Here is a 14214-nt window from a genome sequence, read left to right as displayed (position 1 = left end):
GAGCTGGGGGATGGCGCGATCCGGGGGGAGACCGCGACGGGGGTCAGCGGGGCAGGGCCTCGCCGGCCTCGGGCTTGTCGGTGGTCTCGATGGGGGTCACGGTCGGCTTGGTCACGGTGACCTTCTCGCCGAACTTGGAGAAGGTGAGCGTGATCGACCCGTCGGTGGAGGGCTTGATCTCGATGCGGACGAGCTGCTTGTCGCCGGACTTCTGGACCCATACCGTGGTGGGCACCGGGACGCTCTTCGCCGGATCGACGCGCGAACCGGAGATCGTGGCGATCTCCGTCGCGGGCACGGTGCCGGTGATCTTGGTGGTCTCCTGGCCGTCGATGGTCTCGGTGCCGACGGCCTTGGCGCCGGTGATCTTGGTCAGGATGTTCGGGATGCCCTTGCTCTGGTCGAAGAGGGCCGAGACGTCGTAGATCGACTTGCCGTCGCCGTAGTCGACGTACTTGTCCCCGAACAGAGCGGCGTACATGGTGCCGTCGATGAAGGTGAACTTGCCCTCCGCGTTGCCGGGCTGCACCAGCGCGGTGCCCTGCGCCTGGATGGCGGGCTTGATCTGGAGGTCACCGTCGACCTTGGAGATCGGGAGGCCCTGCACCTTCCCGGTCACCGCGACGGTGAAGTGCGTGCTGGTGAGGTTCTTGGCCGCCTCGGAGGTCTCCTTGAGCGCGGCCGGGGCGTCGATTCCCGACGCATCCGCCGATGCGGTGGACGTGGACTCCGAGCCGTTCGACGAGCTGCCCTTGTCGGCGCAGCCGGTGAGCGCGACGGTCAGCGCCAGCGCCGCGGAGGCGGCGACGAGAGCGGGGCGGGAAGACTTCATGAGATGTGTACTCCATTCACTTCGACTGCGGTAACCATCGTCGGCGGCACTTAACCCGCGCTTGCGGTCCTCTGAATTCAGTCATAATCGCCAGGTGCGCAGCGCGGATCGCAAAACTTACCGGCGGGTAGGTTGCGGAGCCTGATAACCGCAGGTCAAGTGAGATAGGTCATGGAACAAGGGTCGGCGCCCGAGCGGATTCGCGGAGGCATAGAGTCGACCCCGGACCCGTGAAGAATGCGGGTGGACCGAGTAACCAGACAGATGGTGAGCTGATGGATCTCTTCGAATACCAAGCGAAGGAACTGTTCGTCAAGCACGGCGTGCCCACATCGGCCGGCCGTGTCACGGACAATGTCGCCGACGCCCGCGCGATCGCCGAGGAAATCGGCAAGCCGGTGATGGTCAAGGCGCAGGTCAAGGTGGGTGGCCGCGGCAAGGCCGGCGGCGTGAAGTACTCCGCCGACGCCGATGCGGCGCAGGCCAACGCCGAGGCGATCCTGGGCCTGGACATCAAGGGTCACGTCGTCAAGAAGCTGCTGGTGGCCGAGGCGAGCGACATCGCCGAGGAGTACTACATCTCCTTCCTGCTCGACCGCGCGAACCGCACCTACCTGGCCATGTGCTCGGTCGAGGGCGGCGTCGAGATCGAGGTCACCGCCGAGGAGAACCCGGACGCGCTGGCGAAGATCGCCGTCGACGCGACCAAGGGCGTCGACCTGGCCACCGCGCGCGCGATCGCCGAGGCCGGCAAGCTGCCCGCCGAGGTGCTCGACGCCGCGGCCGTGACCATCCAGAAGCTGTGGGAGGTCTTCGTCGGCGAGGACGCCACCCTGGTCGAGGTCAACCCGCTCGTCCGCACCCCGGACGATCAGATCCTCGCGCTGGACGGCAAGGTCTCGCTGGACGAGAACGCCGACTTCCGCCACCCCGATCACGAGGCCTTCGCCGACGCCGGGTCCACCGACCCGCTCGAGCTCAAGGCCAAGGAGAACGACCTCAACTACGTCAAGCTCGACGGTCAGGTCGGCGTCATCGGCAACGGTGCGGGCCTGGTCATGTCGACCCTCGACGTGGTCGCCTACGCCGGTGAGAACCACGGCGGCGTCAAGCCGGCCAACTTCCTCGACATCGGCGGCGGCGCCTCCGCGGCCGTGATGGCCGCCGGCCTCGACGTCATCCTCGGTGACGAGCAGGTCAAGAGCGTGTTCGTCAACGTCTTCGGTGGCATCACCGCGTGCGACGCGGTCGCCAACGGCATCGTCGGCGCCCTCGAGACCCTCGGCGCGTCGGCCTCCAAGCCGCTCGTCGTGCGCCTCGACGGCAACAAGGTGGAGGAGGGGCGGGCGATCCTGGCCGCCGCGAACCACCCGCTGGTGACGCTCGCGCAGACCATGGACGAAGGCGCCGACAAGGCCGCCGAGCTGGCGAACAAGTAAGGGAGACAACAGAAAAATGGCTATCTTCCTGACCAAGGACAACAAGGTCATCGTCCAGGGCATCACCGGCGGCGAGGGCACCAAGCACACCGCACTGATGCTCAAGGCCGGCACCAACGTCGTGGGCGGCGTGAACGCGCGCAAGGCGGGAACCACCGTCTCGCACACCGACAAGGACGGCAACGCCATCGAGCTCCCCGTCTTCGGCTCCGTCGCCGAGGCCATGGAGAAGACCGGCGCCGACACGTCGATCGCGTTCGTGCCGCCGGCGTTCTCCAAGGACGCCATCGTCGAGGCCATCGACGCCGAGATCCCGCTCCTGGTGGTCATCACCGAGGGCATCCCCGTGCAGGACTCGGCGTACGCCTGGGCCTACAACGTGGAGAAGGGCCAGAAGACCCGCATCATCGGCCCGAACTGCCCCGGCATCATCACGCCGGGCGAGGCTCTCGTCGGCATCACCCCGGCGAACATCACCGGCACCGGCCCCGTCGGCCTCGTGTCGAAGTCGGGCACGCTGACCTACCAGATGATGTACGAACTGCGTGACTTCGGCTTCTCCACCGCCATCGGCATCGGCGGCGACCCGGTCATCGGCACCACGCACATCGACGCGATCGAGGCCTTCGAGAAGGACCCCGAGACCAAGATCATCGTCATGATCGGCGAGATCGGCGGCGACGCCGAGGAGCGCGCCGCGGCGTACATCCAGGCGAACGTCACCAAGCCCGTCGTGGGCTACGTGGCCGGCTTCACCGCTCCCGAGGGCAAGACCATGGGCCACGCCGGCGCCATCGTCTCCGGCTCGTCGGGCACGGCCGCCGCGAAGAAGGAGGCCCTCGAGGCCGCCGGCGTCAAGGTGGGCAAGACCCCTTCCGAGACCGCCGCTCTCGCCCGCGAGATCCTGAAGTCGCTGTAACTGCAGCGCATTCGGTCCACCGCCCCGCCTCCCCTCCGGGAGGCGGGGCGGTCCCGTTTCCTGGACCGACGGTGCCGGGCGTGCGCTGAGATGTCGATCCCAGCGGCGCCGGTCCGGCGTGTCGGGAGGGCGGCGCCGCTCAGGCCGACATCTCAGCGGGGCCCGTGGCGACGGTCTCCACGCGGCGGAACACCAGGTACAGCACCAGGGCCGCCGAGGCGAGCCCCGCGCCGAGCAGGCAGCACCCGGTCCAGCCGGCGACCGGCCACAGCGCGGCCGTCGCTGCGGAACCCAGTGTGCCGCCGACGAAGAAGGTGCCCATGAACACCGCGTTGATGCGGCCGCGCGCCTCGGGCCGGAGCGCGTAGATCACCGCCTGGGACGTGTTCAGCACCGCCTGCTGCCCGATGCCGAGCACCACCAGGCCCACGATCAGCGCGGGCAGACCGCCGGCGCCGTCGGCGAGGAGCATCGCGCACCACGCGATCGGCTGCGCGACGAGGCCGGCCGCCGTGAGCACTGCGCCGTGCCCGCGATCGACGATCCGGCCGATCACCGGCCCCGACAGTGCGCCCACCGCGCCGAGCAGCCCGATCGTGCCGATCGCCGTCGGCGTCCACCCGAACCGGGGGCCCGCGAGCAGGAAGGTCACCGCCGCGCCCTGCACGACGAACGAGGCGAGGGAGAGGGCGGCCAGTACGGACCGCAGCCGGAGCGCGGGGAACTCGCGGACCAGCGCGATCATCGACGCCAGCAGGCCCCGGTAGCGCGCGACGGTGAGCCCCGGCCGGTCCGGGTCGCGCCGCGGCATCGTCCGCGCCAGCCCGGCGGCAGCTGCGAGGAGCGCTGCCGCGAGGACGAAATAGGGGGTGCGCCAACCGAACGCGTCCGTGAGCACTCCGGACAGGAAGCGGCTCAGGAGGCCGCCGAGGATCACACCGCTCATCACGACGCCGACCGCGTGCGCCTGTTCACGCGGCCCCGCGAGCTCGGCGGCGTACGGCACGATCACCTGCGCGCCGACCGCCGTGACAGCCGCCAGCGCCGACGCCACGAGCAGTACCGCTCCGGTCTGCGCCGCGCCGGCGACGACGAGCGCCGCGGCCGTGAGTGTCAGCAGCGCCAGCGCCAGCGGCCGGCGCCGCACCACGTCCGACATCGGCACGAGCAGGATCAGCCCGGCCGCGTAGCCGGCCTGCGCCACCGTCACGAGCAGCCCGGCCGTCGTGTCCGACATGCCGAACCGGTCGCGCAGCAGGTCGAGGATCGGGTACGCGACGTACAGGCTCGCCGCCGACAAGCCGGTGGCGACGGCCATCAGTCGAAGCAGGCCGGGGCCGGCGGTCGCGATGCGGGTCGTGGTCATGCCCTCCACTCTTGCCGGGCCGCAACCATCAGTACAACGTATTGTTTCGATGAAATGATCTATCCGGGAGATGATCGATGGAGTTGCAGCAGCTGCGCTACGTCATCGCGGTGTCGGAGACCCTGAACTTCACCCGCGCCGCCGAGCGCTGCCACGTGGTCCAGTCCGCGCTCAGCCACCGGGTCGCCGCGCTCGAGAAGGATCTCGGCGCGCGCCTCTTCGACCGCACCAACCGGTCGGTCCGGCTCACGCGCGCCGGGGAGGCGTTCCTCCCGCAGGCGCGGGCCGCGCTCGCCGCCGTCGACCGCGCTGCTGACGAGGTGGCCGCCACGACGGGCGCGGTGCGCGGCACCGTCACCGTCGGGATGATCCCCACCTTCACCGCGTTCGACGTGGTCGAGGTCCTGCGCGCCTACCGCGCCGCCCACCCCGACGCGGGCGTCCGGCTGCGCAGCGGCCCCAGCGAGCACCTCCTCGAGGACGTGCGCACGGGCACCGTCGACCTCGCGCTCCTCGGCGTGCCCGACGGATTCTCCACCGCGGGCGTCGTCGCGCGGCGACTCTCCGTCGACCGGCTCGTGCTCGTGGTGCCCGAGTCCGAGGAGGTCGACGGTCCCCTCACCCTCGCGCAGGCGGCCGAGCGCCCGTTCGCCGACTACCCGACCGGCGGCGCCGGGCGCGCCGAGACCGACCAGGCCTTCGACCGGGCCGGGGTACGGCGCACCGTCGCCTTCGAGGTGGACCGGTCCGAGACCATGCTCGAGCTGATCGGCGCCGGATTGTGCGTCGGGACGGCCGCGCGCGAGACCGTGCCCGACGGTGTCGGGCTCGCCGTCGTGCCACTCGTCGACGGCCCGACGCGGTCGCAACTGCTGGTGCACTCGAAGCTGCTCAGTCCGGCGGCGAGAGCGCTGTTGACCGTCGTGGATCAGCACTCTGCATGAGGTGAACCGGATTGACGTCGGAGTTCGTGTATAGGGTGGTGGCGTACTGGCCCGTGGGGCCGACGTCGACCTTCGGGGAGAAGAACATGACCTACTCAGGTGGAGGGTACGGGCAGCAGCCGGGCCAGGGGGGCTACGGGCAGCCGGACTACTCGCAGCAGGGCTACGGCCAGCAGGGCTACGGCCAGCCCGCGCAGCAGCCCCAGCAGGGTTACGGCCAGCAGGGCTACGGCCAGCCGGCGCAGCAGCCCCAGCAGCAGGGCTACGGGCAGCAGCCTCAGGGTTACGGCCAGCAGGGGTACGGCCAGCAGCCGGACTACTCGCAGCAGGGCTACGGCCAGCAGGGTTACGGCCAGCAGTACGGCGGCTACCCGCAGCAGCCGGCCGCGCCCTCCAAGCCCCTGGACCTCGCGCTGATCGCGTCCATCGCCACCGCCGCGCTGGGTGTCATCACCTTCCTGCTGGGCTTCCTCGAGTTCACGTCCCTCGGTGGTCAGTACAGCTCCAAGACCATCGACTTCAACGGCTTCAGCACGCCGGGCGCCACGGGTCTCGGGTTGGCCCTCGCCGCGGGCGTCGCGGGTGGGCTCAGCCTGATCTCGAAGGGCAACACCGGCCGCACCCCCGCTGCTGCGCTCGCGTCCGCTGCGTTCCTGATCCTGCTCTTCGGCGCTTTCGCCTGGAACGATGAGCTGTACGGCGATCTGTCCTACGGATTCTGGATCGCGCTGGTCTTCGCGCTGCTCACCGCGGCCGCTGCCGTGGTCCTCGTGCTGATCGACGCGGGCATCGTCAAGAACCCCGCCGCAGTTGCAGCCGCCGCTGCGGCGAGCGCCTCGGCGGACGCGTCCGCGACCGCCGCCCCGTCCGCCGACGCCGCGCAGGCGTCCGCCGCGGAGCAGCCCGCCGTCTCGTCGCCGTCGCTCCCCGCCGCGCCGTCGGCGCAGGCGCCGTCGGCGCAGGCGCCGTCCGCGCAGTCGCAGTGGCCGAGCTACGGCGGCTACCAGGCGCCGGCCCCGTCGGGCTACCAGGCCCCGGGCGCACCGTCGACGCCGTCCGCTCCGGCCGCTCCCGCGGCCCCGGCCACCACGGGCTTCCAGGCCCCGGGTGCGTCGGCGGCACCGTCGAACCCCGGCGCCTCGGCGTCGCCCGACGAGGTGACCACCGCGTTCGGCCAGTCCGCGTCGTCGTCGGCCACCCAGGCCTTCGGCAGCCCCGCCACCCCGCAGCACGGCTCGCACTCCACCGAGGGCGAGAACAAGCAGGGCCAGTAGTCCCTGCCTGCGGCGCGCCTGAGCCACTATCCGACGCTGCGATGTCACAGTGGTGAAGATGATGGATTCAGCGCGCGCCGCCGGGCCGGGCCCGAGCGAGACCCGGCCGCTGTTCGTGATGGCCTTCGGGCCGTCGCTCGTGACCCTCCTGATCACGTTCGTGGTGGGAGCGGTCGTCCTGCTCACCTCGTCGACCGGCCTCGGGGCCATCGCCCCTACGGTCGCCGGGCTCTGGCTGGCCGTGCACCAGGTGCCGGTCACCGTCAGCGACATCACGCTCGGCGTGCTTCCGTTGGTCCCCACGATCGCGCTGGTCGCGGGCGTCGCGCGCGCCGCGCGTCGCGCCGGCGGCGAGGGACGCCCGCTCGCCGAGCTGCGCTCGGTGCTGCTGTGCGCGATCGCCGGACCCGCCCTCTTCACCGCCATCGCGCTGGCCGTCGTCAACGACGCCGCCGGGCGGTTCACGATCGGCACGCCGCCGCCGCTCACCGCGTTCCTGTGCACCATCGGCGTGCACCTCGGCGCCGCTCTGCTCGGCCTGGCGCCCGCCTACTGGCGTGACGCGGCCCACTTCCTGCACCTGCCCACCTTGGTCGACGACTGCGCCCGGCTCGCGGGGCGGGCGCTGCTCACGTTCGGGGTCGTGGGCGTCGCGATCGTCGTGGTCCGCCTGGTGATCCGCTGGGAGACGGTCTTCGAGCTGGTCCGCTCCGGCAACGACGCCGTCGGCATGATCTCCCTGGTCCTGCTGTCGCTGCTGTACCTGCCCAACGTGGTGATCGGCGCCGCGGCGCTGCCCCTGGGCGCCGGTGTCCAGCTGGGCCCGATCTCGATGAGCCTGTTCTCCGCGGCCCCGGGACGCGCCCCGGGCGTGCCGATCCTCGCGGTCCTGCCCCAGGGACCGTCGCCCTGGTACCTGCTGCCCCTGCTCGTCGTTCCCGCCTTCGTGGCGGTCCGGGTGGGCCGACGGTGCGCCGCCCGCTCCCTCGACCTCGGGCCGACGGTGACCACGGTCGCCGTCACCGCGTTGCTCACGGCAGCGGGCTTCACCGCGGCCGCCTTCGTCGCAGGTGGGGAGCTCGGCGGGTTCGGTTACGCGGGCGCGGACCTGCTGCAGGTGTTCCTGTTCACCCTGGGCTGGGTCGGCCTCGTCGGCGTTCTCGCCGCCCTCGTGCTGCAGCAGGCGGGGGAGTCGCGCGCCGTCCGCGCCGCGCGCCGGGCGGAGGAGGAGGCACCGTCGGGCTACACGACCTACGCCGACGAGCCCGACGCGATCGACGACGGCGCCACCGTGGAGATCGAGCCGGTGGAACGCGGCGATCGCGCCGAGGATTCGGCGGACGACCTGCGCGAACACGACGAATCCGCGGCCGACACGGGGGACTTCGACGCCCTCGCCGAACAGCCGACCGAGGAGGTCCGGCCCGTGTCCCGGCCGGCCCGGCGGGCGACCTCGGCGCCGGCCGCGTCGAAGCGGGAGCGGAACATCGCGGACATCGAGGAACTCGACAGTTACACCTTCGGTCAGTAGGCCGGACCCGGCGATCGGTAGGCCGGATCGAATCGTCCGGACCGGCCGATTAGGCTGGACGCGAATCGTCCCCCTGCGATGGAGAGCATCCTGACCACCCCCAGCCCCTCCGTGGTGTCGCCGTGTGCGCCCGCCCGGATCGTCGTGCTGGCCTCCGGCACCGGTTCGCTGCTCGAGGCACTGCTCGCGGCGTCGTCCGGCCCCGACTATCCGGGGTCCGTCGTCGGTGTCGTCGCCGATCGGAGCTGTCGGGCGCTGGAGGTCGCCGGGCGGGCCGGGGTCGAGAGCGCCGAGGTGCCGCTGCAGGCCTACGCCGATCGCGCCGAGTGGGACGCCGCGCTGACGGCCGCCGTCACCGAGCTGGAGCCGCACCTCGTGGTGGCGGCCGGCTTCATGAAGATCCTCGGTCCCGCGTTCCTCGCCGCGTTCGGCGGGCGCGTGATCAACGCGCACCCCGCGCTACTGCCCGCGTTCCCGGGCGCCCACGCCGTTCCCGCAGCCCTCGAGCACGGAGTCAAGCTCACCGGCTCCACCGTGCACCTCGTGGACGCGGGGCTCGACACCGGACCGATCCTCGCTCAGGAGGCGGTCGCGGTGGAGGCGGGGGACACCGAGGACACCCTGCACGAACGGATCAAGGTCGTGGAGCGCCGCCTTCTGACAGAGGTCGTCGCGGAAGTCGCCCGCCAGGGCTACCGCGTGGATGGACGAAAGGTCACCATTTCATGAGCAGCAACATCCCGCTCAAGCGCGCGCTGATCAGCGTGTACGACAAGTCGGGTCTGGTGGAACTCGCCACCGGGCTCGCCCAGTCGGGCGTCGAGATCGTCTCGACCGGCTCGACCGCGCGCACCATCGCCGATGCCGGCGTCGCCGTGACCCGCGTCGAGGACGTCACCGGCTTCCCCGAGTGCCTCGACGGCCGGGTGAAGACCCTGCACCCGAAGATCCATGCCGGCATCCTCGCCGACACCCGGCTGCCCGAGCACCTCGAGCAGCTGCGCGAGCTGGACGTCAAGAAGTTCGAGCTGGTCGTCGTGAACCTCTACCCGTTCACCGACACCGTCGCGTCCGGCGCCTCCGAGGACGAGTGCATCGAGCAGATCGACATCGGCGGACCGTCGATGGTGCGGGCCGCCGCGAAGAACCACCCGTCGGTGGCGGTCGTCGTCTCGCCCTCCGACTACGGCGACGTGGTCGACAACGCGCGCGTCGGGTTCTCGCTGGAGCAGCGGAAGGCGTTCGCGGCGAAGGCCTTCCGGCACACCGCCGACTACGACGTGGCCGTGGCCTCGTACATGACCAATGTCGTCGCGCCCGAGACCGTCGACGGGGGCGCCGTGACCTTCCCGTCCTGGATGGGTGGCACCTGGACCCGTGAGGCCGTGCTCCGCTACGGCGAGAACCCGCACCAGGGCGCGGCGCTGTACGTCGGCGGCTCGAAGGCCGGGCTGGCGCAGGCGCAGCAGCTGCACGGCAAGGAGATGAGCTACAACAACTACACCGACGGCGACGCCGCCTGGCGCGCCGCGTACGACTTCAACGAGCCGGCCGTCGCGATCATCAAGCACGCCAACCCGTGCGGCATCGCGATCGGCAAGGACGTCGCGCAGGCGCACCGCAAGGCCCACGCGTGCGACCCGGTCTCGGCGTACGGCGGCGTCATCGCCGCGAACCGCGAGGTCAGCCTGGAGATGGCCGAGCAGGTGTCGGAGATCTTCACCGAGGTCATCATCGCGCCCTCCTACGCCGACGGTGCCCTGGCCGTGCTGCAGCGCAAGAAGAACATCCGCGTGCTGCTCGCCGAGCCGCCCGTGTTGACCACCGAGATCAAGCAGATCACCGGCGGCCTGCTGCTGCAGCAGTCCGACGCGATCGACGCTCCCGGCGACGATCCCGACAACTGGACCCTGGCGTCGGGGGAGTCCGCCGACGAGGCCACCCTCGCCGACCTCGAGTTCGCCTGGCGCGCATGCCGGGCCGTGAAGTCGAACGCGATCCTGCTGGCGTCGCGCGGTGCGTCCGTGGGCGTGGGCATGGGGCAGGTCAACCGCGTCGACTCGGCGCAGCTGGCGGTGACCCGCGCGGGTGACCGGGTTCTCGGCTCGGTGGCCGCGTCCGACGCCTTCTTCCCGTTCCCGGACGGCCCGCAGATCCTCATCGACGCGGGCGTGAAGGCGATCGTCTCCCCGGGCGGGTCGATCCGCGACAAGGAGGTCATCGCGGCGGCGGCCGAGGCCGGCGTCACGATGTACTTCACCGGAACGCGCCACTTCTTCCACTGATCCCGGGCGGACCGGTCGAGGGATTCCGGCCGGCCGGATGCTATCCGGCCGGCGGTGGTGTGCGGGTGATCCGACCCGCGAGCGGGTTGCCGGGGTCCTCGTACAGGACCTCGCAGTAGGTCACCGCGGGCGCGGCGAGCACGAGGCCGGTGGCGGGCGCGCACCGGGCGATGTCGGACACCCCGTCGATCCGGCGGGTGACCTGCCACGCCAGGAGGTCGCACGCGATCGTGCGCACCAGACCGCCGCGGTCGGTCCCGGCCGTGTAGCAGGACCCTGCGTGCAGGACCGGGGCGAGGCACATCGAGCCCCAGCCGTACGTGGTGCGGATGGTGCGTGCACCGTCGCGGATGCGGACCCGGGCCGCGGCGGCCGCGTCCTTCTTCCCATCGGGGCACGTCATCGCGGTGACCGGGGTGGTCGTGCTGTGCGCGACGACGACGTAGTTCGCCTGCGCGCCGTCGCACGGCACCGTCGTCGCCCGAGTGGCGCCGTGACCGCCGAGCTGGGCGACGGGGCCGTACGGGACGGAGGCGAGGCACTCACCGTCCGTGGCATCGTCGAAGAACGTGCCCGTCGCGCGACCGTGGTACCAGATCCCGAGCGCGACTCCGACGGCTGCGATCACCAGTACCGTGGCGACGCGCCCCCACCTGCCCATGCGGAGATACTCCCACGTCCGGCGGGAGCGGGGTGTTATCAAGGAATGGAGTGCGCGCCGAGCGGTGCGCCGCGTCCTTCAGGAGAGTGCCGATGACCGTGCCAGCCGAATACCTCCCGTTGCTCGAGGCGGCGGTCGGGCCGATGCCGGAGAAGGCGGAGCTGCCGCTACCGCCGATGGGACTGTCCGTCGACGAGGAGCGCGAACAGCGCAAGCGCGACCTCGCGGTGGCGTTCCGCGTGTTCGGCCGGCTCGGGTTCTCCGAGGGTGTCGCGGGGCACATCACCGCGCGCGATCCCGAGGATTCCGGACTGTTCTGGGTGAACCCGTTCGGCATGAGCTTCAACCAGATCCGCGTCTCGGACCTGATCTGCGTCGATCACAACGGGGTCGTGGTGCACGGCCGGCGTCCGGTGAACCGGGCGGCGTTCGTGATCCACGCGCAGGTGCATGACGCCCGGCCCGACGCGGTGGCCGCGGCGCACGCGCACTCGGTGTACGGCAAGGCCTTCTCGTCGCTGGGGATCCCACTGGCGCCGCTCACGCAGGACGCGTGCGCCTTCTACGACGACCACGGCATCTACGACGACTACGCGGGCGTGGTGAACGAGACGGTCGAGGGCAAGCGCGTGGCGGCGGCGATCGGCGATCACAAGGCCGCGATCCTCAAGAACCACGGCCTGATCACGGTGGGCGGCTCGGTGTCGGCGGCGGCGTGGTGGTTCGTGACGATGGAGCGCTCGTGCCAGGCGCAGCTGGCGGCGATGGCCGCGGGGGAGCCGCAGGAGATCGACCACGAGACCGCGCTGCTGACGCGATCGCAGGTGGGCAGCGACATCGCCGGGTGGTTCCAGTTCCGTCCGTTGTGGGAGCAGACCGTCGCGAGCTCGCCCGACGTGTTCGACTGAACGGGCCGTCGCCGGGGTCATCGGGCGGTCGGAGTCGGCGGGCTCGGGTCGGCGGGCTGGGCGGCGCGGTCGGGGTCGGCGGGGCCTGCGCGGAGGCATGTGTCGACCGTATGGCGATGCGTGGGACGCATGGCCTCTGACCAGCGGGTTCGCTGATCGGTTATGCGTTCCCTGCATACCCCGACCTCGCGATGTTCCTCCAGCGCCGGCTATCCGCGGGTGAGGTCGTCGAGCAGGGAGACGGCGGCGCGGGCGTACTCGCCGATCCAGCGGTCGTGGATCCGCTTGATGGGCACCGGCGCGAGGGTGAGGTGTCGCTCGCGGCCGACCTTCCGCCCGATCACCAGCTCCGCCCGCTCGAGGACCCGCAGGTGTTGGAGCACCGTCGTGCGGTCGAGGTCGGGGAAGTGCGCGCACAGGTCGCCCGTGGTGCGCGGCGACTCCTTGAGCACGTCGAGCATGCGGCGGCGGGTGCCGTTCGCCAGCGCTTTGAAGACCTGGTCATCGGCGTCGTCGTCCGGTGCCATCGCCTGACCCGCCGCGGTGGTGCTCGTGTTTGCTCCCGCCTTCGTGTCCGCCGGCGTGACCGACTCTGCGCCGATACGGCCTCCCGACTCCGCGGCGGGAGTCTCGGGATCGCTCTTGCGGTCGACGTCAGACATGTTGTAGTTTTATCACATGTCCGAACTCGCAGAACTCTCCTTCACCGTTTCCGGCTACGTGGCGCGCCCCACGGCCCAGGTCTACGAGGCCGTCGCCGACCCGCAACAGCTGTCCGAGTACTTCACCACGGGCGGCGCCCGGGGACGGCTGGAGTCGAACACCGAGGTCACCTGGGACTTCGCCGATTTCCCCGGCGCCTTCCCGGTGCAGGTGGTCGAGGCGGATCCGCACTCGAAGATCGTGATCCGGTGGGCCGCGGAGCACGCCGTCACCGGCGCCGACACCACGGTGACGTTCGAGTTCGAGCCCGTCGACGACGATTCCCGCACGCTGGTCACGATCACCGAGTCGGCCTTCGCGGCGAGCGGCGACGGTGCCAAGAGCGCCTTCGGCAACTGCATGGGCTGGACGGGGATGCTCGCCGCGCTCAAGGTGTGGGTCGAGCACGGCATCAACCTGCGCGAGGGCTTCTACAGGTAGCCCGGCGTCGACAATCCTCGCCCGCCCTGACAGTGTGGGGACATGTCGGACAACGCCGTCGCCCTCGCCCGTACCGCCTACGAGACCGTCGAGCCCTTCCACGTCGTCGCGTACTTCAACCCGGGCATCCGGGACGCCGTCGCCGACCTGGGCATCGACCAGCACGCCTTCTACGTGGGCGCCCGGGCCGCCCCGATCGGCGAGGCGCACGCCTCCGTGGTGGCCGCCGCGTTCTACAACTTCGCGCCCACGCTCATCGAGAGCGCCTGGTCCGTGGCCGTCGACGCGGGACTGGCCGAGATCGATGACCGCCGCTACGTCATGCTCGCCGAGCAGTACCGCGGGATCCTGGCCGGCATCGATCCGGCCGAGGTCCGCGCGCTCGCCGAGGGCTTCGGTGACCTCGTCGCCGACCTGCCGCTCGCCGGTCGCACCCTCGCCTCCGCCTGGGCATCGTCGACGGTGCCGGACGATCCGGCCCTCGCCCTCTGGCGCCACCTCTCGGTGCTGCGCGAATGGCGTGGCGACAACCACCTCGCCGAGCTGATCCGGCACGGGCTCACCGGCCTCGAGGCGGGCGTCCTGCACGAGGCGGACGTCCCGGATCCGACGGTGCGCCGTCGGGTCATGGGGCGCAGGTTCTTCCGCATCACGCGCGGGTACAGCGAGCAGCAGTGGGGCGACGCGGTCGCCCGCCTCGCGGAGCGCGGCCTCGTCGAGGGCGAGCTGGAGGAGCACCGCCTGACGGGCGAGGGCATGGGCGTCTACCTCGACATCGAGGCGGGCACCGACGCCATCACCGCCGCCGCGTTCGGACCCGGGTCGGAGGAGCTCATCACCCGGATCCGGCCGCTGACGAAGGCCGTGATCGACGCGGGCGTCATCCCCGGCACCAAGAAGAAGTAGCCCCGC

General features: G+C 71.2%; 14 protein-coding genes. 10 read left to right on the top strand and 4 right to left on the bottom strand.

Features of this window, described 5'->3' with window-relative positions; genetic code table 11:
• Positions 1-43: 43 nt before the first annotated feature.
• Complete coding sequence (locus AXK61_RS22985; protein ID WP_068747093.1) at positions 44-832, bottom strand: LppX_LprAFG lipoprotein; 789 nt, start codon at positions 830-832, stop codon at positions 44-46.
• A gap of 275 nt (positions 833-1107) precedes the next feature.
• On the opposite strand from AXK61_RS22985, the gene sucC reads away from it, so the two are divergent.
• Together sucC and sucD are read left to right on the top strand one after the other, a co-directional pair.
• Positions 1108-2271 (top strand): ADP-forming succinate--CoA ligase subunit beta, encoded by a 1164-nt coding sequence (sucC, locus tag AXK61_RS22980; RefSeq protein WP_068574762.1) that lies wholly within the window; start codon positions 1108-1110, stop codon positions 2269-2271.
• Between the two features lie 16 nt (positions 2272-2287).
• On the top strand, positions 2288-3190 hold the full coding sequence (gene sucD / locus AXK61_RS22975) for a succinate--CoA ligase subunit alpha (RefSeq protein ID WP_068747092.1): 903 nt from the start codon (positions 2288-2290) through the stop codon (positions 3188-3190).
• A 139-nt stretch (positions 3191-3329) separates the two neighbouring features.
• Here the strand turns inward: sucD and AXK61_RS22970 are convergent, their stop codons facing one another.
• Positions 3330-4556: an MFS transporter gene (locus tag AXK61_RS22970; RefSeq protein ID WP_068747091.1), complete on the bottom strand. Its 1227-nt coding sequence runs from the start codon at positions 4554-4556 to the stop codon at positions 3330-3332.
• A 77-nt stretch (positions 4557-4633) separates the two neighbouring features.
• Here AXK61_RS22970 and AXK61_RS22965 point away from each other — a divergent pair, with 77 nt between their 5' ends.
• The 5 genes from AXK61_RS22965 (at position 4634) to purH (ending at position 10590) form a co-directional block, all read left to right on the top strand.
• On the top strand, positions 4634-5500 hold the full coding sequence (locus AXK61_RS22965) for a LysR family transcriptional regulator (RefSeq protein ID WP_068747090.1): 867 nt from the start codon (positions 4634-4636) through the stop codon (positions 5498-5500).
• An 86-nt stretch (positions 5501-5586) separates the two neighbouring features.
• The gene (locus tag AXK61_RS22960; protein WP_156485798.1) at positions 5587-6774 is read left to right on the top strand and encodes a DUF5336 domain-containing protein; all 1188 of its coding nucleotides are present in this window, start codon (positions 5587-5589) and stop codon (positions 6772-6774) included.
• A gap of 58 nt (positions 6775-6832) precedes the next feature.
• Positions 6833-8305, top strand: coding sequence for a cell division protein PerM (locus AXK61_RS22955; protein ID WP_156485797.1), 1473 nt, complete (start codon positions 6833-6835; stop codon positions 8303-8305).
• Between the two features lie 78 nt (positions 8306-8383).
• Positions 8384-9034, top strand: a complete 651-nt coding sequence (gene purN, locus AXK61_RS22950) for a phosphoribosylglycinamide formyltransferase (protein ID WP_068574773.1) — start codon at positions 8384-8386, stop codon at positions 9032-9034.
• Entirely contained in the window at positions 9031-10590 is a 1560-nt protein-coding gene (gene purH, locus AXK61_RS22945) for a bifunctional phosphoribosylaminoimidazolecarboxamide formyltransferase/IMP cyclohydrolase (RefSeq protein WP_068747087.1), read from the top strand. Before purN ends, purH begins: the two co-directional genes overlap by 4 nt.
• Before the next feature lie 40 nt (positions 10591-10630).
• Here purH and AXK61_RS22940 read toward each other — a convergent pair whose 3' ends face one another.
• Entirely contained in the window at positions 10631-11251 is a 621-nt protein-coding gene (locus AXK61_RS22940; protein WP_068574777.1) for a hypothetical protein, read from the bottom strand.
• A 143-nt stretch (positions 11252-11394) separates the two neighbouring features.
• Here AXK61_RS22940 and AXK61_RS22935 point away from each other — a divergent pair, with 143 nt between their 5' ends.
• Positions 11395-12159 (top strand): class II aldolase/adducin family protein, encoded by a 765-nt coding sequence (locus tag AXK61_RS22935; RefSeq protein WP_231855657.1) that lies wholly within the window; start codon positions 11395-11397, stop codon positions 12157-12159.
• 209 nt (positions 12160-12368) lie between these two features.
• Here the strand turns inward: AXK61_RS22935 and AXK61_RS22930 are convergent, their stop codons facing one another.
• A complete protein-coding gene (locus AXK61_RS22930; protein ID WP_231855644.1) occupies positions 12369-12821 on the bottom strand; it encodes an ArsR/SmtB family transcription factor in 453 nt (150 codons plus the stop codon).
• Between the two features lie 16 nt (positions 12822-12837).
• On the opposite strand from AXK61_RS22930, the gene AXK61_RS22925 reads away from it, so the two are divergent.
• Both AXK61_RS22925 and AXK61_RS22920 read left to right on the top strand, forming a co-directional pair.
• Positions 12838-13302: an SRPBCC domain-containing protein gene (locus AXK61_RS22925; protein WP_068574780.1), complete on the top strand. Its 465-nt coding sequence runs from the start codon at positions 12838-12840 to the stop codon at positions 13300-13302.
• 42 nt (positions 13303-13344) lie between these two features.
• Complete coding sequence (locus AXK61_RS22920; protein ID WP_068574783.1) at positions 13345-14208, top strand: SCO6745 family protein; 864 nt, start codon at positions 13345-13347, stop codon at positions 14206-14208.
• Positions 14209-14214: the final 6 nt, after the last annotated feature.

Origin of the sequence: Tsukamurella pseudospumae, assembly GCF_001575205.1 — a bacterium.
Classification (GTDB): Bacteria; Actinomycetota; Actinomycetes; order Mycobacteriales; family Mycobacteriaceae; genus Tsukamurella; species Tsukamurella pseudospumae.
This window is presented reverse-complemented; position numbering and strand designations above follow the sequence as displayed.

What these genes read in the sequence shown, in the direction of transcription:
- sucC (WP_068574762.1), top strand. Translation starts at nt 1,108, where the DNA reads ATGGATCTCTTCGAATACCAAGCGAAGGAACTGTTCGTCAAGCACGGC.
- AXK61_RS22955 (WP_156485797.1), top strand. Translation starts at nt 6,833, where the DNA reads ATGATGGATTCAGCGCGCGCCGCCGGGCCGGGCCCGAGCGAGACCCGG.
- AXK61_RS22960 (WP_156485798.1), top strand. Translation starts at nt 5,587, where the DNA reads ATGACCTACTCAGGTGGAGGGTACGGGCAGCAGCCGGGCCAGGGGGGC.
- AXK61_RS22935 (WP_231855657.1), top strand. Translation starts at nt 11,395, where the DNA reads ATGCCGGAGAAGGCGGAGCTGCCGCTACCGCCGATGGGACTGTCCGTC.
- purN (WP_068574773.1), top strand. Translation starts at nt 8,384, where the DNA reads ATGGAGAGCATCCTGACCACCCCCAGCCCCTCCGTGGTGTCGCCGTGT.
- purH (WP_068747087.1), top strand. Translation starts at nt 9,031, where the DNA reads ATGAGCAGCAACATCCCGCTCAAGCGCGCGCTGATCAGCGTGTACGAC.
- AXK61_RS22920 (WP_068574783.1), top strand. Translation starts at nt 13,345, where the DNA reads ATGTCGGACAACGCCGTCGCCCTCGCCCGTACCGCCTACGAGACCGTC.
- AXK61_RS22985 (WP_068747093.1), bottom strand. Translation starts at nt 832, where the DNA reads ATGAAGTCTTCCCGCCCCGCTCTCGTCGCCGCCTCCGCGGCGCTGGCG.
- AXK61_RS22970 (WP_068747091.1), bottom strand. Translation starts at nt 4,556, where the DNA reads ATGACCACGACCCGCATCGCGACCGCCGGCCCCGGCCTGCTTCGACTG.
- AXK61_RS22930 (WP_231855644.1), bottom strand. Translation starts at nt 12,821, where the DNA reads ATGTCTGACGTCGACCGCAAGAGCGATCCCGAGACTCCCGCCGCGGAG.
- AXK61_RS22965 (WP_068747090.1), top strand. Translation starts at nt 4,634, where the DNA reads ATGGAGTTGCAGCAGCTGCGCTACGTCATCGCGGTGTCGGAGACCCTG.
- AXK61_RS22940 (WP_068574777.1), bottom strand. Translation starts at nt 11,251, where the DNA reads ATGGGCAGGTGGGGGCGCGTCGCCACGGTACTGGTGATCGCAGCCGTC.
- sucD (WP_068747092.1), top strand. Translation starts at nt 2,288, where the DNA reads ATGGCTATCTTCCTGACCAAGGACAACAAGGTCATCGTCCAGGGCATC.
- AXK61_RS22925 (WP_068574780.1), top strand. Translation starts at nt 12,838, where the DNA reads ATGTCCGAACTCGCAGAACTCTCCTTCACCGTTTCCGGCTACGTGGCG.